Source organism: Natronobacterium haloterrestre (assembly GCF_900112205.1).
GTDB lineage: Archaea > Halobacteriota > Halobacteria > Halobacteriales > Natrialbaceae > Natronobacterium > Natronobacterium haloterrestre.
In genome coordinates, this window is the sequence record NZ_FOKW01000003.1 from 106,296 (window position 1) to 131,053 (window position 24,758).

The 24,758-nt window shown below is 66.2% G+C and carries 25 protein-coding genes; 11 read left to right on the forward strand and 14 right to left on the reverse strand.

Features of this window, described 5'->3' with window-relative positions; translation table 11 throughout:
• Nucleotides 1-29 precede the first annotated feature (29 nt).
• From BM113_RS07110 to BM113_RS07125, 4 genes are all read left to right on the forward strand, one after another.
• Nucleotides 30-1,040 carry a lipid II:glycine glycyltransferase FemX gene (locus tag BM113_RS07110; protein ID WP_089786614.1) on the forward strand — a complete coding sequence of 337 codons (1,011 nt, stop codon included), beginning with the start codon at nucleotides 30-32 and terminating at the stop codon, nucleotides 1,038-1,040.
• A 39-nt stretch (nucleotides 1,041-1,079) separates the two neighbouring features.
• The gene (locus BM113_RS21815) at nucleotides 1,080-1,274 is read left to right on the forward strand and encodes a hypothetical protein (RefSeq protein ID WP_143095814.1); all 195 of its coding nucleotides are present in this window, start codon (nucleotides 1,080-1,082) and stop codon (nucleotides 1,272-1,274) included.
• A 266-nt stretch (nucleotides 1,275-1,540) separates the two neighbouring features.
• Nucleotides 1,541-3,157, forward strand: coding sequence for an alkaline phosphatase family protein (locus BM113_RS07120; protein ID WP_089786617.1), 1,617 nt, complete (start codon nucleotides 1,541-1,543; stop codon nucleotides 3,155-3,157).
• Nucleotides 3,158-3,352: 195 nt separating this feature from the next.
• A complete protein-coding gene (locus BM113_RS07125) occupies nucleotides 3,353-4,549 on the forward strand; it encodes a tyrosine-type recombinase/integrase (protein ID WP_007142964.1) in 1,197 nt (398 codons plus the stop codon).
• A 175-nt stretch (nucleotides 4,550-4,724) separates the two neighbouring features.
• On the opposite strand, the gene BM113_RS07130 is transcribed toward BM113_RS07125, so the two are convergent.
• From BM113_RS07130 to BM113_RS07170, 9 genes are read right to left on the reverse strand one after another with little or no spacing between them, the layout of a single operon-like run.
• On the reverse strand, nucleotides 4,725-6,566 hold the full coding sequence (locus BM113_RS07130) for a Na(+)/H(+) antiporter subunit D (RefSeq protein ID WP_089786619.1): 1,842 nt from the start codon (nucleotides 6,564-6,566) through the stop codon (nucleotides 4,725-4,727).
• Nucleotides 6,563-8,464, reverse strand: coding sequence for a proton-conducting transporter transmembrane domain-containing protein (locus BM113_RS07135; protein ID WP_089786621.1), 1,902 nt, complete (start codon nucleotides 8,462-8,464; stop codon nucleotides 6,563-6,565). Before BM113_RS07135 ends, BM113_RS07130 begins: the two co-directional genes overlap by 4 nt.
• Nucleotides 8,464-10,023, reverse strand: a complete 1,560-nt coding sequence (locus BM113_RS07140; protein WP_089786623.1) for a monovalent cation/H+ antiporter subunit D family protein — start codon at nucleotides 10,021-10,023, stop codon at nucleotides 8,464-8,466. Before BM113_RS07140 ends, BM113_RS07135 begins: the two co-directional genes overlap by 1 nt.
• Nucleotides 10,016-10,372: a cation:proton antiporter subunit C gene (locus BM113_RS07145; protein ID WP_089786624.1), complete on the reverse strand. Its 357-nt coding sequence runs from the start codon at nucleotides 10,370-10,372 to the stop codon at nucleotides 10,016-10,018. Before BM113_RS07145 ends, BM113_RS07140 begins: the two co-directional genes overlap by 8 nt.
• Complete coding sequence (locus BM113_RS07150) at nucleotides 10,365-10,937, reverse strand: MnhB domain-containing protein (protein WP_089786626.1); 573 nt, start codon at nucleotides 10,935-10,937, stop codon at nucleotides 10,365-10,367. The genes BM113_RS07145 and BM113_RS07150 overlap by 8 nt, the downstream gene beginning before the upstream one ends.
• Nucleotides 10,938-11,477 (reverse strand): DUF4040 domain-containing protein, encoded by a 540-nt coding sequence (locus BM113_RS07155; protein WP_089786628.1) that lies wholly within the window; start codon nucleotides 11,475-11,477, stop codon nucleotides 10,938-10,940. It abuts the gene before it with no gap.
• A complete protein-coding gene (gene mnhG / locus BM113_RS07160; RefSeq protein ID WP_089786630.1) occupies nucleotides 11,474-11,833 on the reverse strand; it encodes a monovalent cation/H(+) antiporter subunit G in 360 nt (119 codons plus the stop codon). The genes BM113_RS07155 and mnhG overlap by 4 nt, the downstream gene beginning before the upstream one ends.
• A complete protein-coding gene (locus BM113_RS07165; protein ID WP_089786631.1) occupies nucleotides 11,830-12,117 on the reverse strand; it encodes a cation:proton antiporter in 288 nt (95 codons plus the stop codon). The genes mnhG and BM113_RS07165 overlap by 4 nt, the downstream gene beginning before the upstream one ends.
• Nucleotides 12,114-13,151, reverse strand: coding sequence for a monovalent cation/H+ antiporter subunit E (locus BM113_RS07170; protein WP_177209125.1), 1,038 nt, complete (start codon nucleotides 13,149-13,151; stop codon nucleotides 12,114-12,116). The genes BM113_RS07165 and BM113_RS07170 overlap by 4 nt, the downstream gene beginning before the upstream one ends.
• A 258-nt stretch (nucleotides 13,152-13,409) precedes the next feature.
• Here BM113_RS07170 and BM113_RS07175 point away from each other — a divergent pair, with 258 nt between their 5' ends.
• Together BM113_RS07175 and BM113_RS07180 are read left to right on the forward strand one after the other, a co-directional pair.
• Nucleotides 13,410-14,609, forward strand: a complete 1,200-nt coding sequence (locus BM113_RS07175) for a thiolase family protein (protein ID WP_089786635.1) — start codon at nucleotides 13,410-13,412, stop codon at nucleotides 14,607-14,609.
• A gap of 151 nt (nucleotides 14,610-14,760) precedes the next feature.
• Nucleotides 14,761-15,837, forward strand: coding sequence for a quinone-dependent dihydroorotate dehydrogenase (locus BM113_RS07180; RefSeq protein ID WP_089786637.1), 1,077 nt, complete (start codon nucleotides 14,761-14,763; stop codon nucleotides 15,835-15,837).
• Between the two features lie 23 nt (nucleotides 15,838-15,860).
• Here the strand turns inward: BM113_RS07180 and BM113_RS07185 are convergent, their stop codons facing one another.
• The 3 genes from BM113_RS07185 to BM113_RS07195 all read right to left on the reverse strand — a co-directional run bounded on the left by BM113_RS07185 (nucleotide 15,861) and on the right by BM113_RS07195 (nucleotide 18,333).
• A complete protein-coding gene (locus BM113_RS07185; RefSeq protein WP_089786638.1) occupies nucleotides 15,861-16,100 on the reverse strand; it encodes a hypothetical protein in 240 nt (79 codons plus the stop codon).
• Nucleotides 16,101-16,420: 320 nt separating this feature from the next.
• The gene (gene allB / locus BM113_RS07190) at nucleotides 16,421-17,803 is read right to left on the reverse strand and encodes an allantoinase AllB (RefSeq protein ID WP_089786640.1); all 1,383 of its coding nucleotides are present in this window, start codon (nucleotides 17,801-17,803) and stop codon (nucleotides 16,421-16,423) included.
• A complete protein-coding gene (locus BM113_RS07195) occupies nucleotides 17,800-18,333 on the reverse strand; it encodes a hypothetical protein (RefSeq protein ID WP_245758000.1) in 534 nt (177 codons plus the stop codon). Before BM113_RS07195 ends, allB begins: the two co-directional genes overlap by 4 nt.
• 250 nt (nucleotides 18,334-18,583) lie before the next feature.
• On the opposite strand from BM113_RS07195, the gene BM113_RS07200 reads away from it, so the two are divergent.
• The 5 genes from BM113_RS07200 (at nucleotide 18,584) to BM113_RS07220 (ending at nucleotide 23,576) form a co-directional block, all read left to right on the forward strand.
• Nucleotides 18,584-19,591, forward strand: a complete 1,008-nt coding sequence (locus BM113_RS07200) for an NAD-dependent epimerase/dehydratase family protein (RefSeq protein WP_089786642.1) — start codon at nucleotides 18,584-18,586, stop codon at nucleotides 19,589-19,591.
• 193 nt (nucleotides 19,592-19,784) lie between these two features.
• Nucleotides 19,785-20,138 (forward strand): hypothetical protein, encoded by a 354-nt coding sequence (locus tag BM113_RS07205; RefSeq protein ID WP_089786644.1) that lies wholly within the window; start codon nucleotides 19,785-19,787, stop codon nucleotides 20,136-20,138.
• Between the two features lie 139 nt (nucleotides 20,139-20,277).
• Entirely contained in the window at nucleotides 20,278-20,511 is a 234-nt protein-coding gene (locus BM113_RS07210) for a hypothetical protein (RefSeq protein WP_089786646.1), read from the forward strand.
• Between the two features lie 199 nt (nucleotides 20,512-20,710).
• On the forward strand, nucleotides 20,711-21,208 hold the full coding sequence (locus BM113_RS07215; RefSeq protein ID WP_007142947.1) for a helix-turn-helix transcriptional regulator: 498 nt from the start codon (nucleotides 20,711-20,713) through the stop codon (nucleotides 21,206-21,208).
• Nucleotides 21,209-21,374: 166 nt separating this feature from the next.
• On the forward strand, nucleotides 21,375-23,576 hold the full coding sequence (locus BM113_RS07220; protein WP_177209126.1) for a DUF7282 domain-containing protein: 2,202 nt from the start codon (nucleotides 21,375-21,377) through the stop codon (nucleotides 23,574-23,576).
• A gap of 275 nt (nucleotides 23,577-23,851) precedes the next feature.
• Here the strand turns inward: BM113_RS07220 and BM113_RS07225 are convergent, their stop codons facing one another.
• Together BM113_RS07225 and BM113_RS22250 are read right to left on the reverse strand one after the other, a co-directional pair.
• Entirely contained in the window at nucleotides 23,852-24,355 is a 504-nt protein-coding gene (locus BM113_RS07225) for a DUF7344 domain-containing protein (RefSeq protein WP_089786648.1), read from the reverse strand.
• A gap of 189 nt (nucleotides 24,356-24,544) precedes the next feature.
• The gene (locus tag BM113_RS22250) at nucleotides 24,545-24,715 is read right to left on the reverse strand and encodes a DUF7563 family protein (RefSeq protein ID WP_007142944.1); all 171 of its coding nucleotides are present in this window, start codon (nucleotides 24,713-24,715) and stop codon (nucleotides 24,545-24,547) included.
• Between the last annotated feature and the right edge of the window lie 43 nt (nucleotides 24,716-24,758).

Below are 24,758 nucleotides of genomic sequence, written 5' to 3' on the forward strand. Positions count from 1 at the left end.
GAGACGGCGGTCGACCGGGGAGGAAACGAATGAGCGTCGACGTCCGCCTCGCGACCGAGGAGGACCGGGATCGCTGGAACGGCTACGTCGAACGCTCCCCGCAGGGCCGGTTCTGGCACGAACTCGAGGCGCTCGAGGTCCAGGCCGAGCACGCGGGCGCGACGGTACATCCCCTGATCGGATTCAAGGGCCAGGAACCCGTCGGCCTCTTTCCCGTCTTCGAGATCGACAAGAAGGTCGTGACGACGGCGTTCTCGCCGCCGCCGCACCTCCGGGTTCCCTACCTCGGCCCCGCGTTCCTGAACATGGGGAAACTGAAACAGCGCAAGCGCGAGAGCCGCCGGCAGGCGTTCGTCGACGACTGCGCGGAGTGGATCCGTTCCGAACTCGCGCCGAAGTACAGTCACGTCCGGACGGCGACGGCGTTCGAGGACGCTCGCCCGCTCGAGTGGAACGAGTACGAGGCGTCGCCGGAGTACACCTACGTCGTCGACCTCGAGCGCGACCGCGACGACCTCCTCGGGTCGTTCAGCAGCGACGCGCGGAGCAACGTCCGCAACGCGGACGACGACGCCTACGAGATCACGGTCGGCGGGCGCGAGGAGATCGAACTGATCGTCGAACAGGTCCGGAACCGCTACGAGTCCCAGGGGATCGACTTCCGCGTGCCGGCGGCGTTCGTCCTGGACCTCCACGAGCGGGTCGACGGCGGGGAGATCCGTCCCTACACGCTGCGGGTAGACGACGAGTTCGTCGGCGGCATCCTCGCGGTCGAGTACGGCGACACTACGGGTCGGTGGCTCGGCGGCGTCCGCACGGACGCCGACGTCGACCTCCCCACGAACGACCTCCTCGACTGGGCCATCATGGAGGACGGCATAGAGCGCGGACTCTCCGCCTACGACCTCGTTGGCGCGGACAACCGGCGGATCAATCGGTACAAGGCGAAGTTCAACCCGGACCTGCGGACCTACTACAGCCTCGAGTACGGGACCTGGGGGATGCGACGGATCGCGTCGCTGTACGATTCGGTGAAGTAGCGACTGGGTCGTTTTCACGGACTCTCGTTCGATCGGTCGATGGCTGGTCGGTGGCTGATCGACGGCTGGTCGATAGCTGGTCGGTGGCTGATCGACGGCTGGTCGATAGCTGGTCGGTGGCTGATCGACGGCTGGTCGATAGCTGGTCGGTTGCTGACCGATGGCTGGTCGATAGCTGGTCGGTTGCTGACCGATGGCTGGTCGATAGCTGGTCGGTTGCTGACCGATGGCTGATCGACGGCTGGTTCGCGGCTGATCGATAGCCGGTCGACGAATGGTCGACGCTCGAGCGATTCGGTTCGAGCGATCGTCCCGTTATCGAGTCGATCATCGAGTCGTCGGTTCTCCTCGCCCGAACGACGGGGTCGATCGTGACCACGGTATCGGAGTCGGGAACCGACCGAAAGGGACCCCGCGAGCGCCGACGAACCGCCGAAAGCGACGGATTCGCCGCGTAACCGCATCCATAACCAAGGTGGATCCTCGCGGACGTTCCCTCAATGGACGACCGATCCTCGCTCCGGACGCTGCTGGTCGGTATCGACGCGGCCTGCGAACGGGTGCTCGAGCCGCTCGTCGCCGACGGCGAGGTGCCGACCCTCGAGTCGCTGATCGACGATCCCGACGCAGCGAGCGGCCCGCTCGAGTCACAGATCCCGCCGTGGACGGCCAGCGCCTGGCCGTCGCTGTATACGGGCAAGAACCCCGGAAAACACGGCGTCTACGGCTTCCTCTCCTTCGACGGCTACGACTGGGACGTGGTCAACGCGACCGACGTCCGCGAACGGGCGCTGTGGGAACTGCTCTCCGATCGCGGTCTCACGAGCGTCGTCGTCAACGTCCCCGTCACGCATCCGCCCCGCGAGTTCGACGGGGCGCTGATCCCGGGGTACACCGCGCCGGAGGACCCGGACTGCCACCCCGGGGGGTTGCTCGACGACGTTCGCGAGGCGATCGGCGAGTACCGCGTCTACCCCGACGAGGACGGCGACCGCGCCGAGACCTACAGCGACTGCGCTCGCATGCGCGGCGAGGCGTTTCGCTACCTCGCCGACCGGTACGAGCCGGAGTTCGGCTTCCTCGAGTTCCAGGTCACGGACTCGATCTTCCACAAGGAACCCGACAACGACGCGGCGATCCGCGAGATCTACCGGGAGGTCGACCGCCAGGTGGAAGCGATCCTCGAGGAACACGACCCGGACAACGTGATCCTCACAAGCGACCACGGAATGGGACCCTACGACGGCCAGGAGTTCCGTATCAACGAGTTCCTCCGCGACGAGGGGCTCGTCGAGACCGAGCGCGGCGGCTCGGGGATGCCCACCTGGGCGACCGTTCGCGACGACTCGCTCAAGCAGGGCGAGGATCGAACCGACCGAGATCCCGGGCTCGGCGAGCGCGCCATGGCGTCGGCCGCCCGGCTGGGACTGACGAGCCAGCGCATCGGGGCCGTTCTCCGCCGGTTCGGGCTCGGGGAGGTGGTGGCGAGCTACGCGCCGACCGGGCTCGTCAATGCCGGCGCGACCCAGGTCGACTTCGAATCCTCGCGCGCGTACGTTCGTTCCCGAATCGAACTCGGCGTCCGCATCAACCTCGAGGGGCGGGAGCCCGACGGCGTCGTCCCGCCCGCGGAGTACGAGGCAGTCCGGACGCGGGTCATCGACGCCTTGCGGTCGGTGCGGACCCCCGAGGGCGAGCGGGTGTTCGAGACGGTCGCACCCAGGGAGGAGTTCTTCCACGGCCCCGAGACGGACGATGCCGTCGACGTCGTGGCCGTTCCCGCCGAGTTCGATCACTTCCTCTCGGCGACGCTGCGCGGCGACTGGTTCGGTCCGCCCGCCGAGCCCTGGAACCACAAACTCGAGGGGATCGTCGCCGCGAGGGGTGCGGACGTAGACGAGGCGGCCGGGATCGGGGACGCCCACCTGTTCGACGTCGCGCCGACCGTGCTGGCGACGCTCGACGTGCCGATCGACGACCGGATGGACGGCACGCCGCTGCCCTGCGTCGACCCGTCGGGCTACCGCAGTTACCCCCGGCTCGACGACGACCGCTCGGTCGCGACGGCCGACGACGCGGTCGAGGATCGGCTGGCGGACCTGGGCTACCTCGAGTAAGCGTCGGGAGAGGTCGGCGGGATCGAGGGGTGGACGTGGACGACGGCCACGGAAAAGGCGAGGGCGAAACACAGATTTACGGCAGTGACCGAGTAAGAACTGTACGATGATCCGTCGCGTCGACTCCGGTGTTCGACCCCGGACAGGGGCTCCAGCAACGTCGGACTCGAGCGACAACCCGGGGGTGATCCCGGCGTGACCGACGCCCTGCCCTCGGACTCGGGCGCCGCGGAGGACTGCGACCGCGACCGCGTCGCCGTCGCCGACGCGGTCGACGCCTACCTCCAGCGCAAGTCGGTCGGCGACCCCGACGGCTCCGGGGCCGGTGCGTACGCGGCCAAGGCCGGATCGATCCTGCACCGGTTCGCCGACTGGCTCGAGCGGGAACACGACGTAGTCGCGATCCGAGCGCTCGAGGCCGATCACATGCGCTCGTACGCCCGCGAACTCCGGGAGCGAGCCGACGGTGGGACGTACACGGCCTCGACTGCCCACACCTACTACGCCGTCGTCCGGGCGTTCCTCTCGTGGTGCGTTCGCGGGGGAATCGTCCCGGAGAACCCGGCGACCGACAGGGACGCCGAAGCGGCGCTCCCCGACGCCTCGAGCGCCTCTGCCGACGACGACCGCTGGAGCGCCGACTCCCGGCGACGCCTCGAGCGCTACGTCCGCGAGCGCGCACTCGAGGCCGACCGGGAGAATCCCGACGAGCGACGGACCTGCCTTCGCGAGTACGCGATGGTCGCCCTGCTCGCACACTCCGCGGTCCGGGGATCGGAGCTGTTCCGCGTCCCCGAAGACGACCGCCGGGCGGGCGCGACGTGGGACGACGTCGACTTCTACGACGGGACGATCCGCGTGCTCGGCAAGTCCCAGCGACAGGAGGACGTCACGCTGCTCGCCCCGGCCCGGACGCCGCTGCGCCGGTACGGCGTCGTCCTCGACCCGCCGTCGAACGACTGGCCGCTGTTTCCGACGCGTCACGCCCCCTCGATCGCTCGTCGGGTACGCGAACGGCTCCGGGAGCGCGGGCACGACGACGACGAGATAGCGGCGATTCTCGAGGACCGGACGGCGACCGAGGTGGCACGCGAACGCGCCATCGCGCCGCCCGCGATCACGACCGAGGGAGCCCGGTCGGTGCTCAAACGCCTCTGTGCGGACGCGGGGATCGAGGTCGACGGCGATTACCTGACGCCGCGAGGTGTCAGCGGCAACACCGGCAACGACGCGGACGGCAGAACGGCGGCCGAAGGGGAGCACGGCGGCACGCGCGACCGGCGCGAGGCGACGCGGTCGAAGCCCGCGCTTCGGACCTCGAGCGAGGAACGAGCGATCGCCGTTCCAGAGCGGCGGCCGTCGTCCGTCGCGGAGTCGACGGACGCGGAGTGAGTCGGGAGGTCGTCTCCCCGGATCCCCGCTTCTCCTCGGGGCCCGGTGTGTTCTCTGTTCTCCTCGGGCATCGAGGGCCCGGTGTGCTCTCTGTTCTCCTCGGGCATCGAACGTCCGATCGTGACTCCCCGTAACTCGAGTCGAAAACCAGTACCGTACCGACTGCCAGGACCGCTCAACTAACGAGCAGCCACAGGACCACCGTCAACACGATCGTTAGCAGGAGCACCGTCGTCCCGATCGTCGTCCGGAGGTAGATCGTCGATGGCTGTCCGCCGTCGGCTGGCCGACGCTCGTCGACGTCGACCATCGGGACCCGGCGTGCGGCCTCCTCGACGGCCAGGACCGGGTTGTTCCCGATCCAGTAACACCGCGTGACGAACCCGACGACGGCGGCATCGACTGCCGCGTACGTCTCGGTCACCGCGAGCATCGACCAGCGCCCGAGGTAGTAGCCCGCCGGGAAGACGACCCGGGCCGGATCGGAGAGGTCGAGTTTCGAGAGCGGTTTGCGGACGACGACGAAGGTGACGGCCGCGACGCCCGTCAGGATCCCCGCCGTCTCGAGGTGGCTCGCGCTGTAGGGGTGGAGGTGGCTCTCGCCGCCGTAGTACTCGAAGGCGTGGGTACCCTCCTCGATCAGCGGCGCGAGGTCGGCCAGCCCCTGCCACCAGACGCCAAAGAGGAGACAGGCTCCACCCAGCCCGAACATCGCGACGGTCTGGCCGGGCTTGGCGTCGGGCACCGAGATGTCACTCTCACCGTGGAAGAAGACGTAGTAGCCGAGTTTGATGAACGAGAGCAGGGTCCCGATCGCGCCGAGCCACAGGAGATAGTACAGCGCCTGGTACTCGGGTTGGCCGTAGTAGCCCGGATCGGCCGCATCGAAGATCATCCCCTTGCTGACATAGCCGTTGAAGCCGGGGATGGCGGTGATCGACAGGGCACCGAGGCCGAACCCGACCGCAGTCAGCGGCATCTCCCGCCAGAGGCCGCCGAGTTTGTACAGGTCCTCCTCGCCGGTGCGGTAGATGACGACGCCGACGGCCATGAACAGGAGGCTCTTGAACAGGATGTTGTTGAACAGGTGACTCATCGCGCCGGCGGTTGCGAGATGCGAGCCGATCCCGATCCCCGCGACGATGTAGCCGATCTGGGCCTGGATGTGGTACGACAGCAGCGCCCGCATGTCGTGCTGGAGGAGCGCGAACGTCGCCCCGTAGACGGACATCACGCCGCCCATGTACGCGACGTAGATCGTCAGATCGCTTTCGGCGCCGACCGGGAACGCCCGGTAGAGGACGAACGCGCTCGTCTTCGTCGTGAACACCGAGAGGAACACCGACGCAGCGATGTGAGGCCGCGGGTACGTGTCGGGCAGCCAGACGTGCAGGCCGACGAAGCCGACGTTGACGCCCATTCCGATCACGGCGAGCAGCGCCGGGAAGCCGGCTGCAATCCCGGAGCCGTCGTAGACGAACGTGCCGGCTTCCACGTAGTGAGCGGCGACCGCGAGGAGGACGATCACGCCCCCGGTGCCGTGGAACAGCGCGTACCGGAAGCCGGCCCGGACGGCCTCGCCGCCGTAGTGCCAGACGACGAGCGTACTCGTCAGGGCCATCAGCTCCCACATGAACACCAGGACGAGCCAGTCGCCGGCGAAGGCCGCCCCGAGCGACGAGGAGACGTACGCGAGCGCGATGGCCGTCAGCTCCCGGCTCGCCTCGCTCGAGTAGGCGTAGACGACCGAACAGACCCCGAGGAACCCGAGGCCGATCCCGACGAGCCGGGAGAAGTCGTCGACGTAGTAGGGGACGACCTCGAAGTGGCCGAGGAAAGTGCCCGCGAGGTGCTGGCCCTCGGGAGCGGTCAGCGAGATCACCAGGACGGCCCCGAGGCTGAGCGCCCCGACCGCGTAGCCGGCGATCCGTGGCAGGACGAGCACGAGCAGCGCCGCCGCGAACACCAGAAGCGGCGGGTACGCAAGCGTCAGGACGTCGAGTTCGGGTCCGATCATTCGGCGATCACCTCCAGCGCTTCGGAAAGCGACAGTCCCTGTAACTCGCCGAACGACTCGACGCCGAAGACGCCCTCGACGACCGTCGTCGCCACCTCGAGGAAGACGGCAGTGTCGGGGACGATTCCGAGGACGACCGCGCCGGTGGCGATGACGGCGATCGGCGCGATCATGAGCCATGTGCTCTCCGCGAACGGGGAGCGCCGTTCCCAGCCCCCGGCCGGCGGTCCGCCGGTGAGGTGGTCCTCGTGGTCGCCGTGGTGGTCGACGGTGCCGACGCGTTCACCGCCGGTGTCGGTCTCCTCGGGAACGGTGTGGTCGCTCGGGTACTCGTCGACGGCGTACTCGTAGTCGTCTTCGGTCTCGGTCTCGGTTGCTTCCGCCGCGTCTTCGGCCTCGCCGCCGTCGGTCGCCACGCGGTCCTCGGCGAAGTACGATTCGAAGACGCCGCCCCGCGAGAACTCGAGGACGGGTTTCGCGTCGTGGTGGTCCTCGCTCTCGAAGAAGGCCGTGTAGACGACCGGCCAGAGGTACGCGATGTTGAGCACGCCCGAGAGGAGCAACGTGCCCGCGAACAGCCAGTACTCGCCGCCGACGTAGCCGGCCCCGAGCAGCATGTAGAACTTGCTGACGAAGCCGGCGATCAGGGGCATGCCGGCCATCCCCGCCGCGCCGATCGCGAACGCCGACATCGTCAGCGGCATTCGCTTGCCGATGCCGGCCATCTCGCTGACGTAGTCGGTGTGGGTCTCGACGTGGATCGCCCCCGCACAGAAGAACAGGGTGAGCTTCGCGAACGCGTGGGCGGGGATGTGAAAGAGCGCGCCGACGACGGCGTAGGGATGCAACATCGAGAGCCCCAGTACGATGTACGATAGCTGGGCCGTCGTCGAGAACGCGAGCCGGCGCTTGAGGTGGTCCTTGCGCATCGCGATGATGCTCGCGGCGGTCAGCGTAAACGCCGCGACGATCGCGACGGGGACGTTCAGCCCGACTTCGCCGATCCCCGGCACGGAGAGCGGTAGGTCGTGGATGAGCCCTGGGCCGTAGACCTCGAGGATGACCCGCGCGACGCCGAACGCGCCGGACTTGACGACTGCGACGGCATGGAGCAGCCCGGAAACGGGCGTCGGCGCGACCATCGCGTCCGCCAGCCAGGAGTGCAAGGGCATGACCGCGGCCTTGACGCCGAAGCCGGCGATCAACAGAAAGAACGCGGCCTGGGCGTAGCCGGGTTCGGCGACCGCCGCCTCGGCCAGCAGTTCCATCCCGCCGGCCTCGAAGGCCGTCGTCGCCGTCCCGACGGTGCTCGTGAGCCAGTAGATCATGACGGTCCCGGCGAGCAGGAAGACCCCGCCGCCGAAGAACGTGTACGTGAGGTACTTGCGGCCGGCGACGCGGGCCTCGTGGTCCTCGTTGTGTGCGACGAGCGGATAGGTCACGAGCGACAGCAGTTCGTAGAAGACGAAGATCGTCACCAGGTTCGCCGCGAAGGCGATCCCCACAGCCGTCGAGAGGCTGGCCGCGAACGCCGCGAAGAAGCGGGTCTGGGAGTGTTCGTCCAGTCCCCGCATGTATCCCGCGGCGTAGAACGACGTGAAGATCCAGAGGAAACTGGCGAGCGTGGCAAACAGCATGCCGAGCGGATCGGCCCGCAACGCGAAGTCGACGCCGGCGAGGAACTCCACGCCCAGCGAGTCCGCGAGGCTCCACTCGTAGACGGTCCCCGACAGGACGCCGGGGAGCATGCTGGCGACGATCGCGAACTTCGAGACGGCGGCCAGCACGGACCACCCCTCGCGCACGTTCGGCCGACGATACGACGCGACGATCAGAACGACCGCGATCGCCGACACCAGGACGGCGGCCAGCGGTCGAACGCTTTCGACAGTCACCATCAGTTAAACACCTCCGAAACGAACGGATCCAGCAGTTCGAAGAACGCGCCGCCGGCGAAGCCGAGCGCGATCGCGCCGACCGCGGCGACGACGACCAGCGCGACCATCCCGACGGAGACCGCGCCCGGCACACCCCTGTCGAGCGGCGCGGCGCCGTCCCCGCCGTCCGCCGCGACGGGCTCGGAGGGGTGGGCCGCCTCGAGCGGACTCGCCGGCGTGAAGTACATCTTCTCGAGCAGTCTGGCGGTGTAGGCAAGCGTCAACATCGTGCTGAGGAAGATGACGACCGCGACGGGCCACTGTTCGGCCCGGACGGCCCCGAGGCCGATGTACCACTTGCCGACGAAGCCGACCGCCGGCGGGACGCCGACGAGCGCGATCAGCAGGGCGGCCGTCGCCCCGGCGGCGACGGGGCGGTTGGTCGCCAGGCCCGCGTATTCGTCGACGGTCCGGGCGCCGTAACTGACCGAGACGAGGCCGACCGCGGCGAACAGGCCGGCCTTCATCAGCCCGTGGCCGACGAGGTGGATGGTCGCGCCGACGAAGGCAGTCTCGTTGACGAGGCCGTAGGCGGCCACGATCAGCCCGAACTGCGAGACGGAAGAGAACGCGAGCATCCGCTTGACGTCCCGCTGAATCACCGCGAGCGTGCTGCCGGCCAGGATCGACACCGTCCCGACAGTGACGACGATCTCGGTGAGATAGGGCGTCGACGTGAGGAAGTCGGGACCGAACACGGTGTACATCACGCGCCCGAGCGCGTACGCCGAGGCGGTCGACACGAGCGCGGCGACCAGCGGCGTCACGCCGTCGGGCGCGTGCTGGTAGGCGCTGGGCTGCCAGGTGTGCAACGGCCACTGGGCGACCTTCAGTGCGAAGCCAACGAAGATGAACGCGAACGCGGCCCGAACCAGCACCTGCGCTTCTGCCCCGGGGATCGCCAGTGCGAGTTCGGCCATGTTCAGCGTCCCCGTCGCCATGAAGAGGAAGGCGACGCCGGTCAGGTAGATCGAGGCCCCGATCGTCCCCAGGATGAGGTACTTTAGGGCCGCGACCGCCGACTCCGGGCCGTCACCGCTGGCGATCAGGGCGTAGGTCGCGAGACTCGAAATCTCGAGGAAGACGAACAGGTTGAACACGTCGCCGGTCAGCGAGATACCGAGCAGGCCGCCGGTCAACAGCAGGTAGGCGCTGTAGAAGGTGTTCCCGCGCGGACCGCCGCGGCGGGTGTACGCGAGCACGCCCGCGGAAATCGTCGCGACGAGGACGATGATGGCCGTGGAGAACTCGTCGGCGACGAGTTCGATCCCGTAGGTCCGCGGGTAGCCGCCGAGGTTGTGGATCACCGCGCCGCGCGTGTAGACCTCGGCCGCGAGCGCGAGCGCGCCGGAGACCAGCCCAACGGCGGTAATCGCGGCGACTGTCCAGCCGGTCCGGTCGAACCGCAGCCCGAGTGCGACCGGGGCGGCGGCCATGAGGATCGGCGTGACGATCAGCAGGACCGGGAGGAGGTCGACGAAGCCGCCGAGGGCGTCCAGGAGCGATCCGACGCTACTCATCGGCGCGCACCTCCCTGAGCGTGTCTTCGCGGAGCGTTCCGTACTCCGAGTAGATGCGGATGACGAGCGCCAGGCCGACCGCCGTCATGGCGATGCCGACGACGATGGCGGTCAGCACGATGACCTGCGGGAGGGGACTGGCGACCGGCCCGTCGGCGGGCACGATCGGTGCCGACCCGCCCTCGACGTAGGCCATGGCGATGAAAAACAGGAAGATCGCCGACTGGAAGAGACTGACGCCGATCAGCTTCTTGACGAGGTTCTCGTTTGCGATAACCATGTAGATCCCGATTCCGAACAGCACGAACAGCAGGACGTAGGCGTACTGCGTTGCGAGTAGCTCAATCATCGTCGCTCACCTCCGTATCCGAACTGCCGGCGCCGCGTCCGCGATCGCGTCGCTCGGCCGGCGTTTCGGCACCCGTTTCGGTTCTAGCTCCGTTCTGCCGGTCCGGGGTAAATCCGGCCGCCATCGCGAAGAACAGCGTGATGATGACCGACGAGACGATCAGCGAAATGCCGCCGATCTCGATCGCCTCGAGGCCCCACTTCTGCTTGATCCCGAGTTCGTAGTACAGTCGATCGTACTCGAGGAAGTTCCCCCCGAGCGCGATCATCCCGAGGCCGACGGCGGTAAAGATCGCGACGCCGCCGGTGGCGAGCCCTACGAGCACCCCGTCCCGTAGCCAGCGGCGGGTTGGCTCGATACCGAAGGCGAACGCCAGCATCAACACGGTGACGCCGACGATCGTTCCGCCCTGGAAGCTCCCTCCCGGCGTGTTGGCCCCGTGAAAGACCAGAAAGAGGCCGTACGTGAGGGTGAAAGGGGCGATGATCTTGACCGTCGTCATGATTACCTGGCTCTCGGTGTAGGTGTCGTCGTAGGAGTCGGTCCGGGAGTTAGCGTCGGACATTCAGGCGAACACCTCCCGGTTCAGCGCGAGCAGCGTCGAGATGCCCGCGGCGAAGACGACGACCGCCTCGCCGAAGGTGTCGAACCCACGGTAGGCGGCGAGCACCGCCGAGACGGCGTTGTGGATACCGGTCTGTTCGTACGTGTTCTCGATGTAGTGCTGGGTCACGTCCTCGTTCGACCAGACTGGAGCCGTAGTACTCCCGAGTTCGTACATCTCGGGCAGGACGATGGCCGTGAGGACGACGACGAGCGCGCCGACCGCGACGACCGCCGGCACGTCGACCCGCTCGAACAGGCGGTCCGTCGACGGTCTGGCCGTCCGAGCGATGGTCAGCAACAGCAACAGCGTCGTCACGCCGGCACCGATCGCGGCCTCGGTCATCGCGACGTCCGGGGCCAGCAGGAACGTATAGAGGATGGCCATCCCCAGGCTGTACGCGCCGAAGACGATGATCGTCGAGAGCACGTCACGGAACAGGGCCGTCGCGACCGCCGACGCCAGGATGAACACCGCAAGCGCGTAGGCGAACGCGCTCATCGCTTCTCACCCCCGTCGGCGACGGTCTCGGCATCGGTCTCATCCCCTTCGTCCGCCAGCAGCGGTTCGACCCCCGTCTCCGCCGCGGAGCGGGCGATCGCGTGGGCCGCGGTCGGGTTCGTGACGAACACGAAAAACAGCAACAGGACGGTGTAGACCGTCACGTTGCGCCAGCCGAAGGCCACGGCGACCCCGGCGAGGGCGAACCCGGCACCGAGCGTGTCCGTCTGCGAGGCGGTGTGAGCCCGCGAGTAGATGTCCGGCAGCCGGAGGATGCCAACCGTCGAGACGAACGTGAAGAACACGCCGAGCCCGAGCAGGGCGACGGCCGCCCAGAACCGCAGCGTTTCGATCACAGGACACCACCTCGTTCGACGGTGAACTTCGAGATGGCGACCGACATCAGGAAGTTCAGCAGGGCGTAGATCAGCGCCACGTCGAGGAACCACGGCTGATCGAGCGCGACGGCCAGCAGCGCCAGAATGACGACCGTGTTGGTGCCGAGCACGTTCACGGCGAGCAGTCGATCCTGGGTCGTCGGCCCGACGACCGCGCGGTAGAACATCGCGATCGCGAGCACGACGAACAGGCCGGCTGCGACGAGGAACGCCTCCTCGAGGGCGAACGCTTCGGGAATCACAGTTCGTCACCTCCGACGACGTCCGCGTCGTCGCGCTCCCGCGGTGAGGCGATCGCGCCCGCCGCTTCCCGACCGTAGAAGACGAACCGGATCGCCTTCTCGAGGCCGCCATCGAAGAGGTCCTCGCGAGCGGACGGGATCAGGGTGTGGACCAGCAGTCGCTGATCGTCGGCGCGGACGGTCAGGGTCCCCGGCGTGAGCGTGATGCTGTTTGCCAGCGCGGTCAGTGGGAGGCCGCTGCGGACGCGGGCGTTGACTCGGGCCAGCGTCGGCTCGATCGGCATCGATGGGCGGAGGATCACGGCCGACACCGCGATGTTCGCCCTGACGATCTCCCAGAGCAAGTACGGGATGTACAGAATGAACCGACCGACACGGATCGGCGACCGCACGCGGTCAAGCGGGAACGAGAACGTGACCTGTGCGAGTGTCGTCGAGACGATCCCACCGACCGCGACGCCGGTCACGATGTCGAACCAGTAGAACGGATCCCCCAATACGAGATAGAAGCCAAAGGAGATCCAGAACGTCGCGAACAGCTGGTCGAACCGCTGTCCGCCCGTGACCAGTCGACCGTGTCGTGCCGGTCGGTCGACCGGTGCTTCGTCGTACGAGACCCCCCGGCGGTCGAGTTCGCGCTCGAGTGGCTGGAGTATCCGTGCGGTCACCCCGGGCTGGTATTCCGGATCGAGGACGATCCGGTCGATCTCGCGTTCCCTGGCGTAAGACGCGAAGATCTCCGCGTAGTCCCGCGGCCCGAAGAGGTATTCGTCGGTGCCAAGCGCCGCCGTTTCGATCCGCACCTCGGCGTCGCCGGCGTCCTCCTCGGCCCAGTTGCGAGCCCGGGAGAGCAGTTCCTCGGCCTCCTCGGCCTGGGTGCGCCCCTCGGGCATCTCCTCGTCGTACGGGAGCGCGACCACCAGATGACACTCGAGTTCGTCGGCGTCCTCGAGGCCGGACCGGACGGCGTAGTCGACCGTCTGCCGAACAGTCACCGTGTCCGACAGCGGTACGAGCACTCGGTTAGCCGCCACGGCCCATCCCCTCGGGTGGCCGTCGTTTGCTACTCATGGCTCTTTTCGTTAGTCGATTCAAGCGTTAGCCGGAGGAAAACGGTTTCGTTATTCCCGCTCCCGGATTCGACCCGTAACTGGGAGTGACAGGGGCGAGAGCGGCCAGTATCCGGCTTCGCCCGTTCGTTTCGGGAGTGGCTGAGCGACGGCACGACCGGCGATCCGCCGAGGGCTGTAAGTCCGCAAACGTTCATTTTCCCTGACGTTGTACAGCCGGTTATGGCACGGAACGCCGACGCTGACGCCGATACCGACGTCGTGCTGGTCGACGGCGCACGCACGCCACACGGAACGTTGCTGGGATCGCTGGCGGACGTGGACGCCGTCGAACTCGCCCGCACGGCGATCGACGGACTGCTCGAGCGCGTCGCGATCGACGGCGACGACGTCGACTGGGTGAGCCTCGGCAACGCCATCCAGGCGGGAATCGGCCAGGTGCCCGGTCGACAGGCCGTCGTCGAGTCCGAACTGGCGAACGGGACCCAGGTCACGACGATCAACGAGGCCTCCGGGTCCGGGCTCCGGGCGATCACGCTCGCGGCGGACCGGATCGACGCCGGTCGGGCGGACCTCGCGGTGGCCGGCGGCTTCGAGTCGATGACGAACGCCCCCTGGATCCTCCCCGACTACCGGAAAGGGCGTCGTCACGGCGACGTCCGGATCAAGGACTCGATGATCCTCGACTCGCTGTGGGACCGAAACCTCGACGTCCACATGGGAGAGATCACCGAGCGGCTGGTCGATCGCGAGGGTATCTCCCGCGAGGCCCAGGACGAGTACGCCCTCGAGAGCCATCGACTCGCGGCCGAGGCGATCGAGTCCGGCGCCTTCGACGAGGAGATCGTGCCCGTCGAAACGGGGGACGAGCGCGTCGAGCAGGACGAAGGGCCGCGTCCGGACTCGACGCTCGAGGATCTCGCCGAGTTGCCGACCTCGTTCCGCGAGAACGGGACGATCACCCCGGGGAACGCCTCGAAGCTCAGCGACGGCGCGGGGACCGTGTTGCTCGCCGACGCCGAGGCGGCCGACGAACGCGGCCTCGAGCCGATGGCACGGCTGGTCGACTACGATCTGGTCTATCGAGACCCCGACGAGTTCAACAAGGCCGTCGGCGACGTCGTCGAGGGGCTGCTCGAGCGCAACGACCTCGCTGTCGCGGACGTCGACGCCTACTGGATCAACGAAGCCTTCGCCGCGCAGTCGGTGTACGTCATGGAACGGCTCGGGATCCCCCGCGAGCGGATGAACCCGCTGGGCGGCGCGGTCGCCTTCGGTCATCCGATCGGTGGCTCCGGAGGCATGCTCGCGACGAGCCTCGCGTACCAGTTCCAGCGCGAAGACGCCGAACGCGGCATGGTCGGCATGAGCGTCGGCGGCGGCGGGGCGATCATGGCGCTGCTCGAGGAGCCGACGCTGTAGTGGTCGGCGGGGCCGGAGTCGACGTTCACGTTCACGTCCACCTCCACGTCGACGGCCGCTCGCGCCACCACAGTCTCCACCTCCACGTCGACGGCCGCTCGCGCCACCACAGTCCGGGACGTTTACCATCCGGCCGCTCCATCTCCCGCCAATGACGCTGTACTCGAGGGTTCGTCCGCTCGCGTTCAAACTGCCGGCCGAGACCGCCCACGATCTCGGCAAGCGGACGCTCCGGGCGGCCCAGTCCACGCGGCCGACCAGAGCGGCGCTGTCGTACGCCTACGGCTACGACCACCCTGCCCTCGAGGTCGACCTGTTCGGTGAGACGTTCCCGAATCCCGTCGGCGTGGCCGCCGGGTTCGACAAGAACGCCGAAGTGACCCACGCGCTGGCCGCGCTGGGCTTTGGCTTCGTCGAGATCGGGACCGTCACGCCGTACCCCCAGGAGGGCAACGATCGCCCCCGACTGTTCCGCCTGCAGGAGGACCGGGGGATGATAAACCGGATGGGCTTCAACGGCCAGGGGATGGAGCGCGTCAGGGAACGCCTCGAGGAAGACGGCACGCCCGAGGTCCCGCTCGGGGTCAACGTCGGCAAGATGAACTCCTCGACGGCCGACGAGGCCATCGAGGACTACCGGCGGGTCTTCGATCGGCTCTCGCCGTTCGCCGACTACGTCGTCGTCAACGTCTCCTGTCCCAACACGCCCGAGGAGTTCGACGAGTCCTCGCCCGAACATCTCGAGCGCATCTTCGAGACGCTCGCGGCCGAAAACGACGCGGACGTGCCGATCCTCGTGAAGATCGGTCCCGACTCGCCCGAGGAGTCGATCCTCGAACTCGTCGACATCGTGCGCGAGCTGGGCGTCGACGGGGTCGTCGCCACGAACACCTCGACGACCCGCGAGGGCCTCGAGTCGCCCGAGCGCGAGGAGTGGGGCGGACTGAGCGGGAAGCCGATCGCGGATCGGTCGACCGCCGTAATCCGGGCGATCGCCCAGCATACCGACGGCGAGTTGCCGATCGTCGGCGTCGGCGGGGTCGACTCCGCCGAGAGCGCCTACGAGAAGATCCGCGCGGGCGCGTCGCTCGTCCAACTGTATACCGGGTTCGTCTACGGCGGCCCGTCGACCGCGAAACGGATCAATCGGGGTCTGGCCGCGCTGCTCGAGCGGGACGGATTCGCGTCGGTCGAGGACGCGGTCGGCGCGGATCTGGCCCTCGAGTAACGGACGCGGCGCGACAAGGAGCCTTACGATGGGGCGTTCGACGGGTCCGGATCGTCGATAGCGTCGTCGAGGCCGTGCAGTTCCGCGGGACCGACCGCCTCCTCGGCGCGTTTCTCGCGCAACTCCCGGGTCTTCGCCTCCTCGCGTTGGGTTTCGACCGTCGGCTCGGCCTCGCCGTCGGTCACGGAGAGGTACACCGACCGGAGTCGTTCCGTTCTATCCGTCTCGGAGTCGCCGTCCACGTTAGCGTCGGTCGCGGTCATGGGTCGATCCCTCACCCGGTGGAAGGCCCGTGAAGTGAATATAAAGTGTGTGTTACTCTCACTTACTGGGAACATTCGGTCACTCGAGAACGTTCAGAACGCCGACCGGATCCGAGAACGAGAACTGCACGAGGGAAGCCCCGCACGGCAGGGGGTATTCTCGAGCGCTCGCATCGAAACCCGCGCGGATTGAATCCGGCCTATCGGTTTCTCCCCCGGGTCAAACCTCTCGTTTCGGCGGTGATGCCCCCCATTTTGCTCATAACTGTCGCCAGCTGACGTAGTGAGTCAGTTGTGATGGGGAAGACAGTATCGGTCGATCAGGTCGCTGAATCGTCGTCTACCTCGACTCGAGTTCCGTAGCCGCTCTCGCCGACGACGTCACCCTCCTCGTACACTACCTCACCACGAACCACCGTCGCAACGGCCTTTCCCGTAAAGGACTCCCCGACGAACGGCGTTACACAGTTCTTCGAGTGCAGTTCCGAACTGTCCTCGAGCGTCCACTCCCGTTCGGGGTCCACGAGGGTGAAGTCGGCGTCGGTGCCGACCTGCAGCGACCCCTTCTGGGGGTACATCCCCCAGACCTGTGCCGGCCGCATCGAGTGGCGGCGGACCCACTCCTCGAGCGTGAACCGACCCTCGTTCACGAACGACAGCATGACGGGAACCTCGGTCTCGAGGCCGACGAAGCCCGAGGTCGCGTCCCAGGTGTTCCCGAAGGGGTCGTCGACCTTCTTCTCCTCGGGGGTGTGGGGAGCGTGATCGGTCGCGAAGCAGTCGATCGCACCCCCCTCGATCCCGACCTCCCAGAGCCGCTCCCGTTCGTCGGCGTCGCGGATCGGCGGCTGGATCCGGGCGACGTTGCCCTTCTCGCGCATGACCTCCTCGGTGAACCAGAGGTAGTGGGGCGTCGTCTCGGCGGTCACGTCCACGCCGCGGTCCTTCCCGCGGGCGACGGCCTCGGCCGCCGATCCGGAGGAGACGTGGAACATGTGGATCTTCGCGCCGGTCTCCTCGGCGAAGGTGATCATCCGCTCGACGGCCTCCTGCTCGGCGATCACGGGCCGGGAGTGGGAGTGATCGATCGGATCGTTCCTCCCATCGGCCTTGAACCGCTCCGTGTAGTAATCGATGATCTCGCCGTTTTCCTCGTGAAAACCGAGTCGCTTGCCCGTCTCCCGGATGCGCTCCATCGCCTCGAGGATCTCCCCGTCGGTCGGCGGCGGCACGTCCCCGACCGTCGAACCGAGGAAGACCTTGTAGCCGAGGACGCCGGCCTCGGAAAGCGCCGGGATCTCGTCGAGGTTCTCGCTCGTGACGACCGCGTAGCTCTGGAAGTCGACGTGGGCAGCGGCCTCGCCGCGCTCGTACTTCAGTTCGAGGCGGTCGGCGCTGTCGATGACGGGGTCGGTGTTTGGCATCCCGACGACGGTCGTCACGCCGCCGGCCGCGGCCGCCCGGGTGGCCGACTCCCAGTCCTCCTTGTACTCGAGGCCGGGCTCGCGGTTGTGAATGTGACAGTCGACGATACCGGGGACGAGGACACGGCGCTCGCCATCGACGACGCGATCGGCGTCCGGCAACCGGTCGCTTCGGCCGACGGCGACGATGGTGCCGTCCTCGACGGCGACGCCCGCGTCCGGCGTTCGGCCTGCGGGGGTGACCACGATACAGTTCCGCACGACGAGATCGACGGTCATTGGCCAGCGGTTGTCGAGGCGGGCGCATATAGCTTCGGTTGACCGGTCGACGAATCCCTGAGGTGCCGACCGACCCGGCCGCCGCGATCAGATCCCACCGCGTCGCCGATCGCCTCGTGGACCGGAACGAGGGCTTCCTCGGTTCGATCCCGCGGCCGGGCGATGTCGACGTCGATCTCCCGCTCGACGGAACCGGGCTGGTCGTCGAGGACGACCACGCGGGCCGCGAGGTAGGCCGCTTCTTCGACGTCGTGGGTGACGAGCACGATCGTCTGCTCGAGGCGCTCGCGAACCTCGAGCAAGAAGTCCTGCTGTTCGTACCCCACCTGGGAGACGGGGTCGTCGACCCGCTCGTCGTCCTCGCTCCCGTCCTCGATCAGAGCCCGGTCGACGTCCCGGATTCCCGTCGAGAAGTTGAGGTACACCGGCAAAAACGTCCCGAGCGCGATGAGGGTCACCTTCCAGCCCTCACCGATGCCGAACCCCAGGAGGAACAGCAGCACCCACGCCAGCGACGGGATGTTCTTCATGCTTCGGCCGGCGGATTGGCCGGTACCGGTGTCCGACGGGCGGTAGGGACACAAGGGGCCCGGACGCTCGGTTTGCGGGACCATCGAGAGTCGATTTCCGGCCGTGGTAGGTATCGGTACCATTTACGCGAACCCACGACGCTGCGTCAGCGCTTCGAGAGAGCCAGTTCGGCCCCGGTCTCCGCGTAGAGGCCATCTACGGAGCCATAGGCGAGGGATACTAAACGGCGAGCACGACGTCGGTCCGGCGATGGCTACGCCACCGATCCGTGACCGGACGATACTCGTCACCGGCGGTGCCGGGTTCATTGGGAGCCACCTCGTGGACGCGCTCGCTCCGGACAACGACGTCCGCGTGCTCGACGACTTCTCGAGCGGCCGTCGGGGAAACTTGCCCGACGATGATGACGTCGACGTCGACATCGACGTCTACGACGGCGACGTCGGTGATCCCGACCTGCTCCGGCGGGCCGCCGACGGAGCCGATCTGATCTTCCACCAGGCCGCGATCGTCTCCGTCACGCAAAGCGTCGACGAGCCCTGGGAGAGCAACCGGACGAACCTCGACGCCGGCCTGCTCGTGCTCGAGCAGGCCCGTCGGGAGGACGCACGGGTCGTCCTCGCCTCGAGCGCGGCGATCTATGGCCACCCCGACGAGCTTCCGGTCTCCGAGACGGCGACGACCGAACCGACCTCTCCCTACGGGATCCAGAAACTCGCCCTCGACGGGTACGCCCGTCGCTACGAGGAGTTGTACGATCTGCCCACCGTCGCCCTGCGGTACTTCAACGTCTACGGGCCACGTCAGCAAGGCCCCTACAGCGGCGTCATCTCGACGTTTCTGGAGCAAGCCAGCGCCGGCGAGCCGATCACGATCCAGGGGGACGGCGAGCAGACGCGCGACTTCGTCCACGTCACGGACGTCGTCAGGGCGAACCTCGCCGCGGCGACGACCGACGCCGTCGGCGAGGCCTACAACGTCGGAACCGGGGATCGAACTTCGATCCGGACACTCGCCGAGACGATAAAAGAGGTGACCGATTCGGCCTCGCCGATCGTCCATACGGAGCCGCGACCGGGCGACGTTCGCCACAGCGGGGCCGACGTATCGAAAGCCCGGCGCGACCTCGGGTTCGAGTCACGGGTGGATCTCCGGGGCGGTATCCACTCGCTCGTCGACGGGGGGAGCCGTGGAGCCCAATCGGGGTCCGGGGAATTCGTCCTCTCGGACGGGGGAAACACCGATCCCACCGGCTGAAAGTCGACGGTATCGTGAGGTCGGCCCCTGTTCCGTTCGATCACGATCGCGACCGCGGTCGCCCACCCTGTTGGCGTGATCGATCCCCCAATACGATGAATGATGTATTGCTTACGCTTCCATGCGGTTAACGTGTGATCCAGTCCGTGTACGTGAGAGATAACTAACGGTACGGAGGGATTCACCGCCGAATATGATCGATAGTCTCATCGTATTCGGCGTCAGCCTGCTGATCGGCGCGCTCGGGATTTTCATGGGCGCGAAAGTAATCGTGGATGCGGAGAACTACACGTACGCGATCGGTACCGCGTTGATCGGTGCCATCGTCTGGGCCGTCGTCGGCTTTTTCCTCGGGTGGATTCCGCTTCTCGGACCGTTACTCGTATTCGTCTCCTACCTGGCGGTGATCAACTCCCGGTACCCCGGTGGCTGGGTCGACGCGGCGGCGATCACGATCGTCGCGTGGGTCTCGGTACTAGTGGTCCTCTACGCCCTCGCAGTGCTCGGCGTTACCGGATTCGATGCTGTCGGCGTCCCGGGAGTCTGAGTTCCCACCCGCGCGTCGTCGACTCGAGGCGGCGAAAAGCAGTATTACTCGCTGAACCCGGATCGAATCCGACCTAATCGTCCCGAACGTCCGACCGAGTTTATTCGAGGCCTTCGCAAACGGCCTTCTGCGCCCCGGTATGGAACGCGAACTCGTCGTGGCGGTGGCGCTTGCGCTCGTGGTCGTCGTCGCCCTCGCAGGGTGTGGCGGTCCGGGCGATGCGCCGGAAGAGGACGACGATGATCCGGACGAACAGCCGCCGGACGAGTCGGATGAGACCGACGAGACGACCGACGACACGCCGGACGAGGCTCCCGGCGGTCACCTCTCCGTCGACGACCGGGTCGGCGTACCGTGGTCGTCGCCCGGCTAACCGCGACCACCGCTCGAGTTCGCCATCGTATCGGGGGTGGACCGACACGGCACTGGGGCGAACCGATCCATAGTCATACCTGTCATTCCCTGTGAGATACAGAAGAATAAATAACAATAAATGAATTATAAAAAACACTTTGTAGAGCGGTCACGACGGTACAGAGACGAGTGAGCGACCACCACCCAACTCACATGCCATGAGACGCCATTTCCGACATTCGGGTAGTATCGTCGCTCTCACTCTCTCGTCGAGCGAATTCTCCGTCGGGATCGAGTTCGGTTCCTACGGGCCGGTATCGTACGGCCGGGAACCGATCCTCCAGCTCGGCGGCGGGCCACACGTCGCCGCGGCCGTCGGGATCATCGGGCTCGCCTTGCTCGGGGGATTTCTCGCGATCCGCAATCGTCTCGAAAAGGGGGAGTCCATCGGGAACGACCGGGAACCGGATCAAGAGGAGTTTATAACTGATCGGGAACGGGTTCGGCAACTGATCAACGAGAACGGCGGCCGCATGAAGCAATCACGGATCGTCGACTCCGTCGACTGGTCGAAGGCGAAAGTCAGCCGTTTACTGGCCGAACTCGAGGAGGAAGGCAAGGTCACGAAGCTTCGGCTGGGCAGGGAGAATCTCGTCTGTTTACCGGACCACGAACCCACTGCCTCGAAGTCCCGCGAACAGCCGCAAAACGAATAGTTAGGACCCGAGTCGGCGACAAAACACCGGGTTTCCGAATCGAACGGACGCGGTGAGTGCCCGCGAACGTCAGCTTGGTCGGCCTAGTCCGGTGTTTCCACCCGAAAGCGTTGTAGCGGTTTATGCAGCGATACGACGACCTTCGCATGCCTTTACGGCAGTTAACATGAACGCACGCAACCAAGCGCTCGTAGTACTCACCGCGTTGATGATGGTGTGCTCGAGCGGGGCGATGGTCGCCGCAGCCGGTGCCGGCGCACCGGCAGCAGTCGACGAGCACGATACCGACGTCGACGCAGGAGAAGAGGCTGCACAAACACAAGAAGACGGTGACGAGGACGAAGACGATGACGAAGAGGAGGAAGTAGAACTCGAACCGGACGAACCTGAGGACGATGGCCAACAAGGGGCGTACGTAACCTTCGAGGATCAGGCTACTGAGGGCGACGTGGTCGTCGTCGACGAAGTGACGATGGCGAACGGCGGCTTCGTAGTGATCCACGACAGTCGCCTCCTGCTCGACGATCCCAACGCGCCGTTCGACAGCGTCATCGGCGTGTCGGAGTACCTCGAGGCGGGTACCCACGAGAACATCGAGATCACGCTCGACGAACCGCTCGAGGAGTCCGAGACGCTGATCGCGATGCCGCACCGCGACACGAACGGCAACCAGCAGTACGACTTCCTCGGGAACGGGGACCTGGAGCCGGGTGAAGCGGACATCCCGTACCTGACGCCGGATGGTGAGGCGGTGACTGACGACGGTGACGTTACCGTCGAGCAGGTCGAGGAAGAACCGGCTGAGGAGCCCGACGAGGAACCGGTGGAAGAACCGGATGAGGACGTCGAAGAGGAACCGGTCGAAGAGCCTGAGGACGATATCGACGAAGAGCCCGTTGAAGAACCCGACGAGGACGTCGAAGAGGAACCGGTTGAAGAGGAACCGGTCGAAGAGCCTGAGGACGGTCTCGACGAAGAACCCGTCGAGGAACCCGACGAGGCTCCCGAAGAGATCTCGATCGACGTCGTCATCGAACAGGCGACGATATTCACGTACGTCGACCACGGCGACGGAATGCCGGTCGATGACGTGAACGACATCGACGCCGACGACGGACTCGACGACGCCGACGACGGCGACCTCGAGGACGACACCGACGGTGTCGATGATAACGATAGTCTCGACGACGAGGACGAGAACGAGGACCAGAACGAGGACGAGATCGACGATGAGAATGACGAACTCAACGACGACGAGTTGAATGACGACGAACTCGACACGGACGAGTCGGACGACGACGGAATGAACGGCGCAGTCGAGGACGAACTCGAGGACGAGACCGGACTCGAGGTTACCGAGGGCGGACTCGACGTGTCGATCGAACAGGCCACCGTGACGGCGCTCAACGGCGATATCGACGGCCTCGATGACGTCCAGGACGACGAGCCGGACGAAATCGACGAAGAGGAACCGGACGACGTCGAAGATGACGAGTCGGACGGGATCGAGGACGATGAGCCGGATGAGATCGAAGACGAGGAACCCGACGAAATCGACGAAGAAGAACCCGAAGACGTCGAGGACGACGCTGATACCGAAGTAACTGTCAGCGACGCCACCGTCTTCGCGGTGCTCGAGGGTGCCGAACTACTCGAGGACGGCGACGGAACCGCCGCTCAGCAGGACGATAGCGTCGGGGTGTCCGTCGATAGCGCGACGATCTTCATCGTCGTCGACGCCGAGGATATCGACGACGAAGGAGCGACTGAGGAGCCAGTCGACGAGGAAGACGGCCTCGATGACGAGGACGATCTCGATGACGAGGACGATCTCGACGACGAGGACGGGCTCGACGATGAAGACGACATGAACGAAGACGACGGCCTCGATGACGAGGACGAACTTGACGACGAGGACAGCGAAGAAATCGAGGAAACCGACGGCCTCGAGGACGAACAACTCGACGTCATCTTCGAACAGGCGACGATCTTCGTGTACGTCGAAGAACCCGACGCCGTTGGCGAGCCGGTCGACGGGGAAGACGGTCTCGAGGATGAGGATGGGCTCGACGGTGAGGACGACGGCCTCGACGACGAGGACGACCTTGACGAAGACGACGGCCTCGATGACGAGGACGACCTTGACGAAGACGACGGCCTCGATGACGAGGACGACCTTGACGAAGACGACGGCCTCGACGACGAAGACGACGGCCTCGAGGAAGACGACGAACTCGATACCGACGAGCAGTTCAGCATCGTGGTCGAACAGGCGGACATCTATCTCTTCGTCGAGGACGGCGACGACCTCGACGAGGATGAAGCAGTAACCGAACCGGGAGCCGCGATCGGCGCTCTCGCCAGCTGATCGGTCCGTCCTTTTTTATCCAGGCACTCGCACCGGCCGGTGAGCGGACCGGACGTCGATCGCCACTGACACGGATTGCTGCCCCGTTATACCAGCACAACCGCGACCCTGGCGGCGGTTGCGCCGGAACTGACGGCCAGTAAACCGTACGACAGGGTCGATGAAAACCGTCGGATCCGAGCGCCACTCCGGACGTCGCGGGAAACGATCCGAGTCGGAGCGACGGGCACCACGACGCTGCTACTGTTCGGTGGACGGGTGAACCAAACCGGGGATCACTCGAGCAAGCGGTAGAGACTGCTCGCGCCGATCGCAAGCAGTACGACGACGCTCCAGAGCACGGGATCCAGGCTCGAGAGCATCGGCAGTTCCAGCCCCGAGAGCGCGATGATGCCCAGGCCGACGACACAGGCGACGACGTGGAGTTGCAGGACGCGGGAGGGATCGTCGTCGTCGCCGTCGACGTATGTGAGCACGTCGTCGAAGTTCGGCCCGGGGTGGATCGTCTTGGTGTCCGAATCGTATTCGATCACTGCGTCCTCCTCGAGTTGCGGCAGATGTGTTTGCTGGAGCGAGACGTAGACGCTCTTGTAGAGGTTGTTCGGAACCGGAGTCGTGTCCGACTCCGTGGCGGCGATCTCGTTGGCGACGTCGGAAACGTCGATCTGTCCCGACTCCTCGGCGAGCAGTTGAACGATTGCGCGCCGTCGGTCATTACCGAGGATATGGAAGACCTCGCTTTCCGCCAGCGGACCGGAGCGACTCGTCTGGACGGACATTATGAGGAAGAGATTCCTCGATTGCCTTCGGCGAGCAGTCCATCACCGACCATCGTACACGTCTGCCCTATTTGCGAACCACCGACTTTAACCTGCTGTATTTTTTACAGAATAAGATGTGTGAAATGATTGGACTATCGGGAACGAAAACGAGCCGTTACGTCTATCTCGAGCGAATCGCCTCGAGCCTCAGCCGGTTTCCTCCTGTGGGAGGTGGCCGCCGGACTGCATTTCCCGGTACGTCGTACAGCCCGGACAGCCGTGGACGATATCCCCGTTGTCGCCGAAGACGCGTGCGAACTGCTGGGTGACGTGGGTGCCACAGTTTCGACAGCGAGCCCCTGCCGTCGACGATTCCATCGGTCGCCAGTTTTGATGTTGTGGTGTCATAGGTGATGGGTGA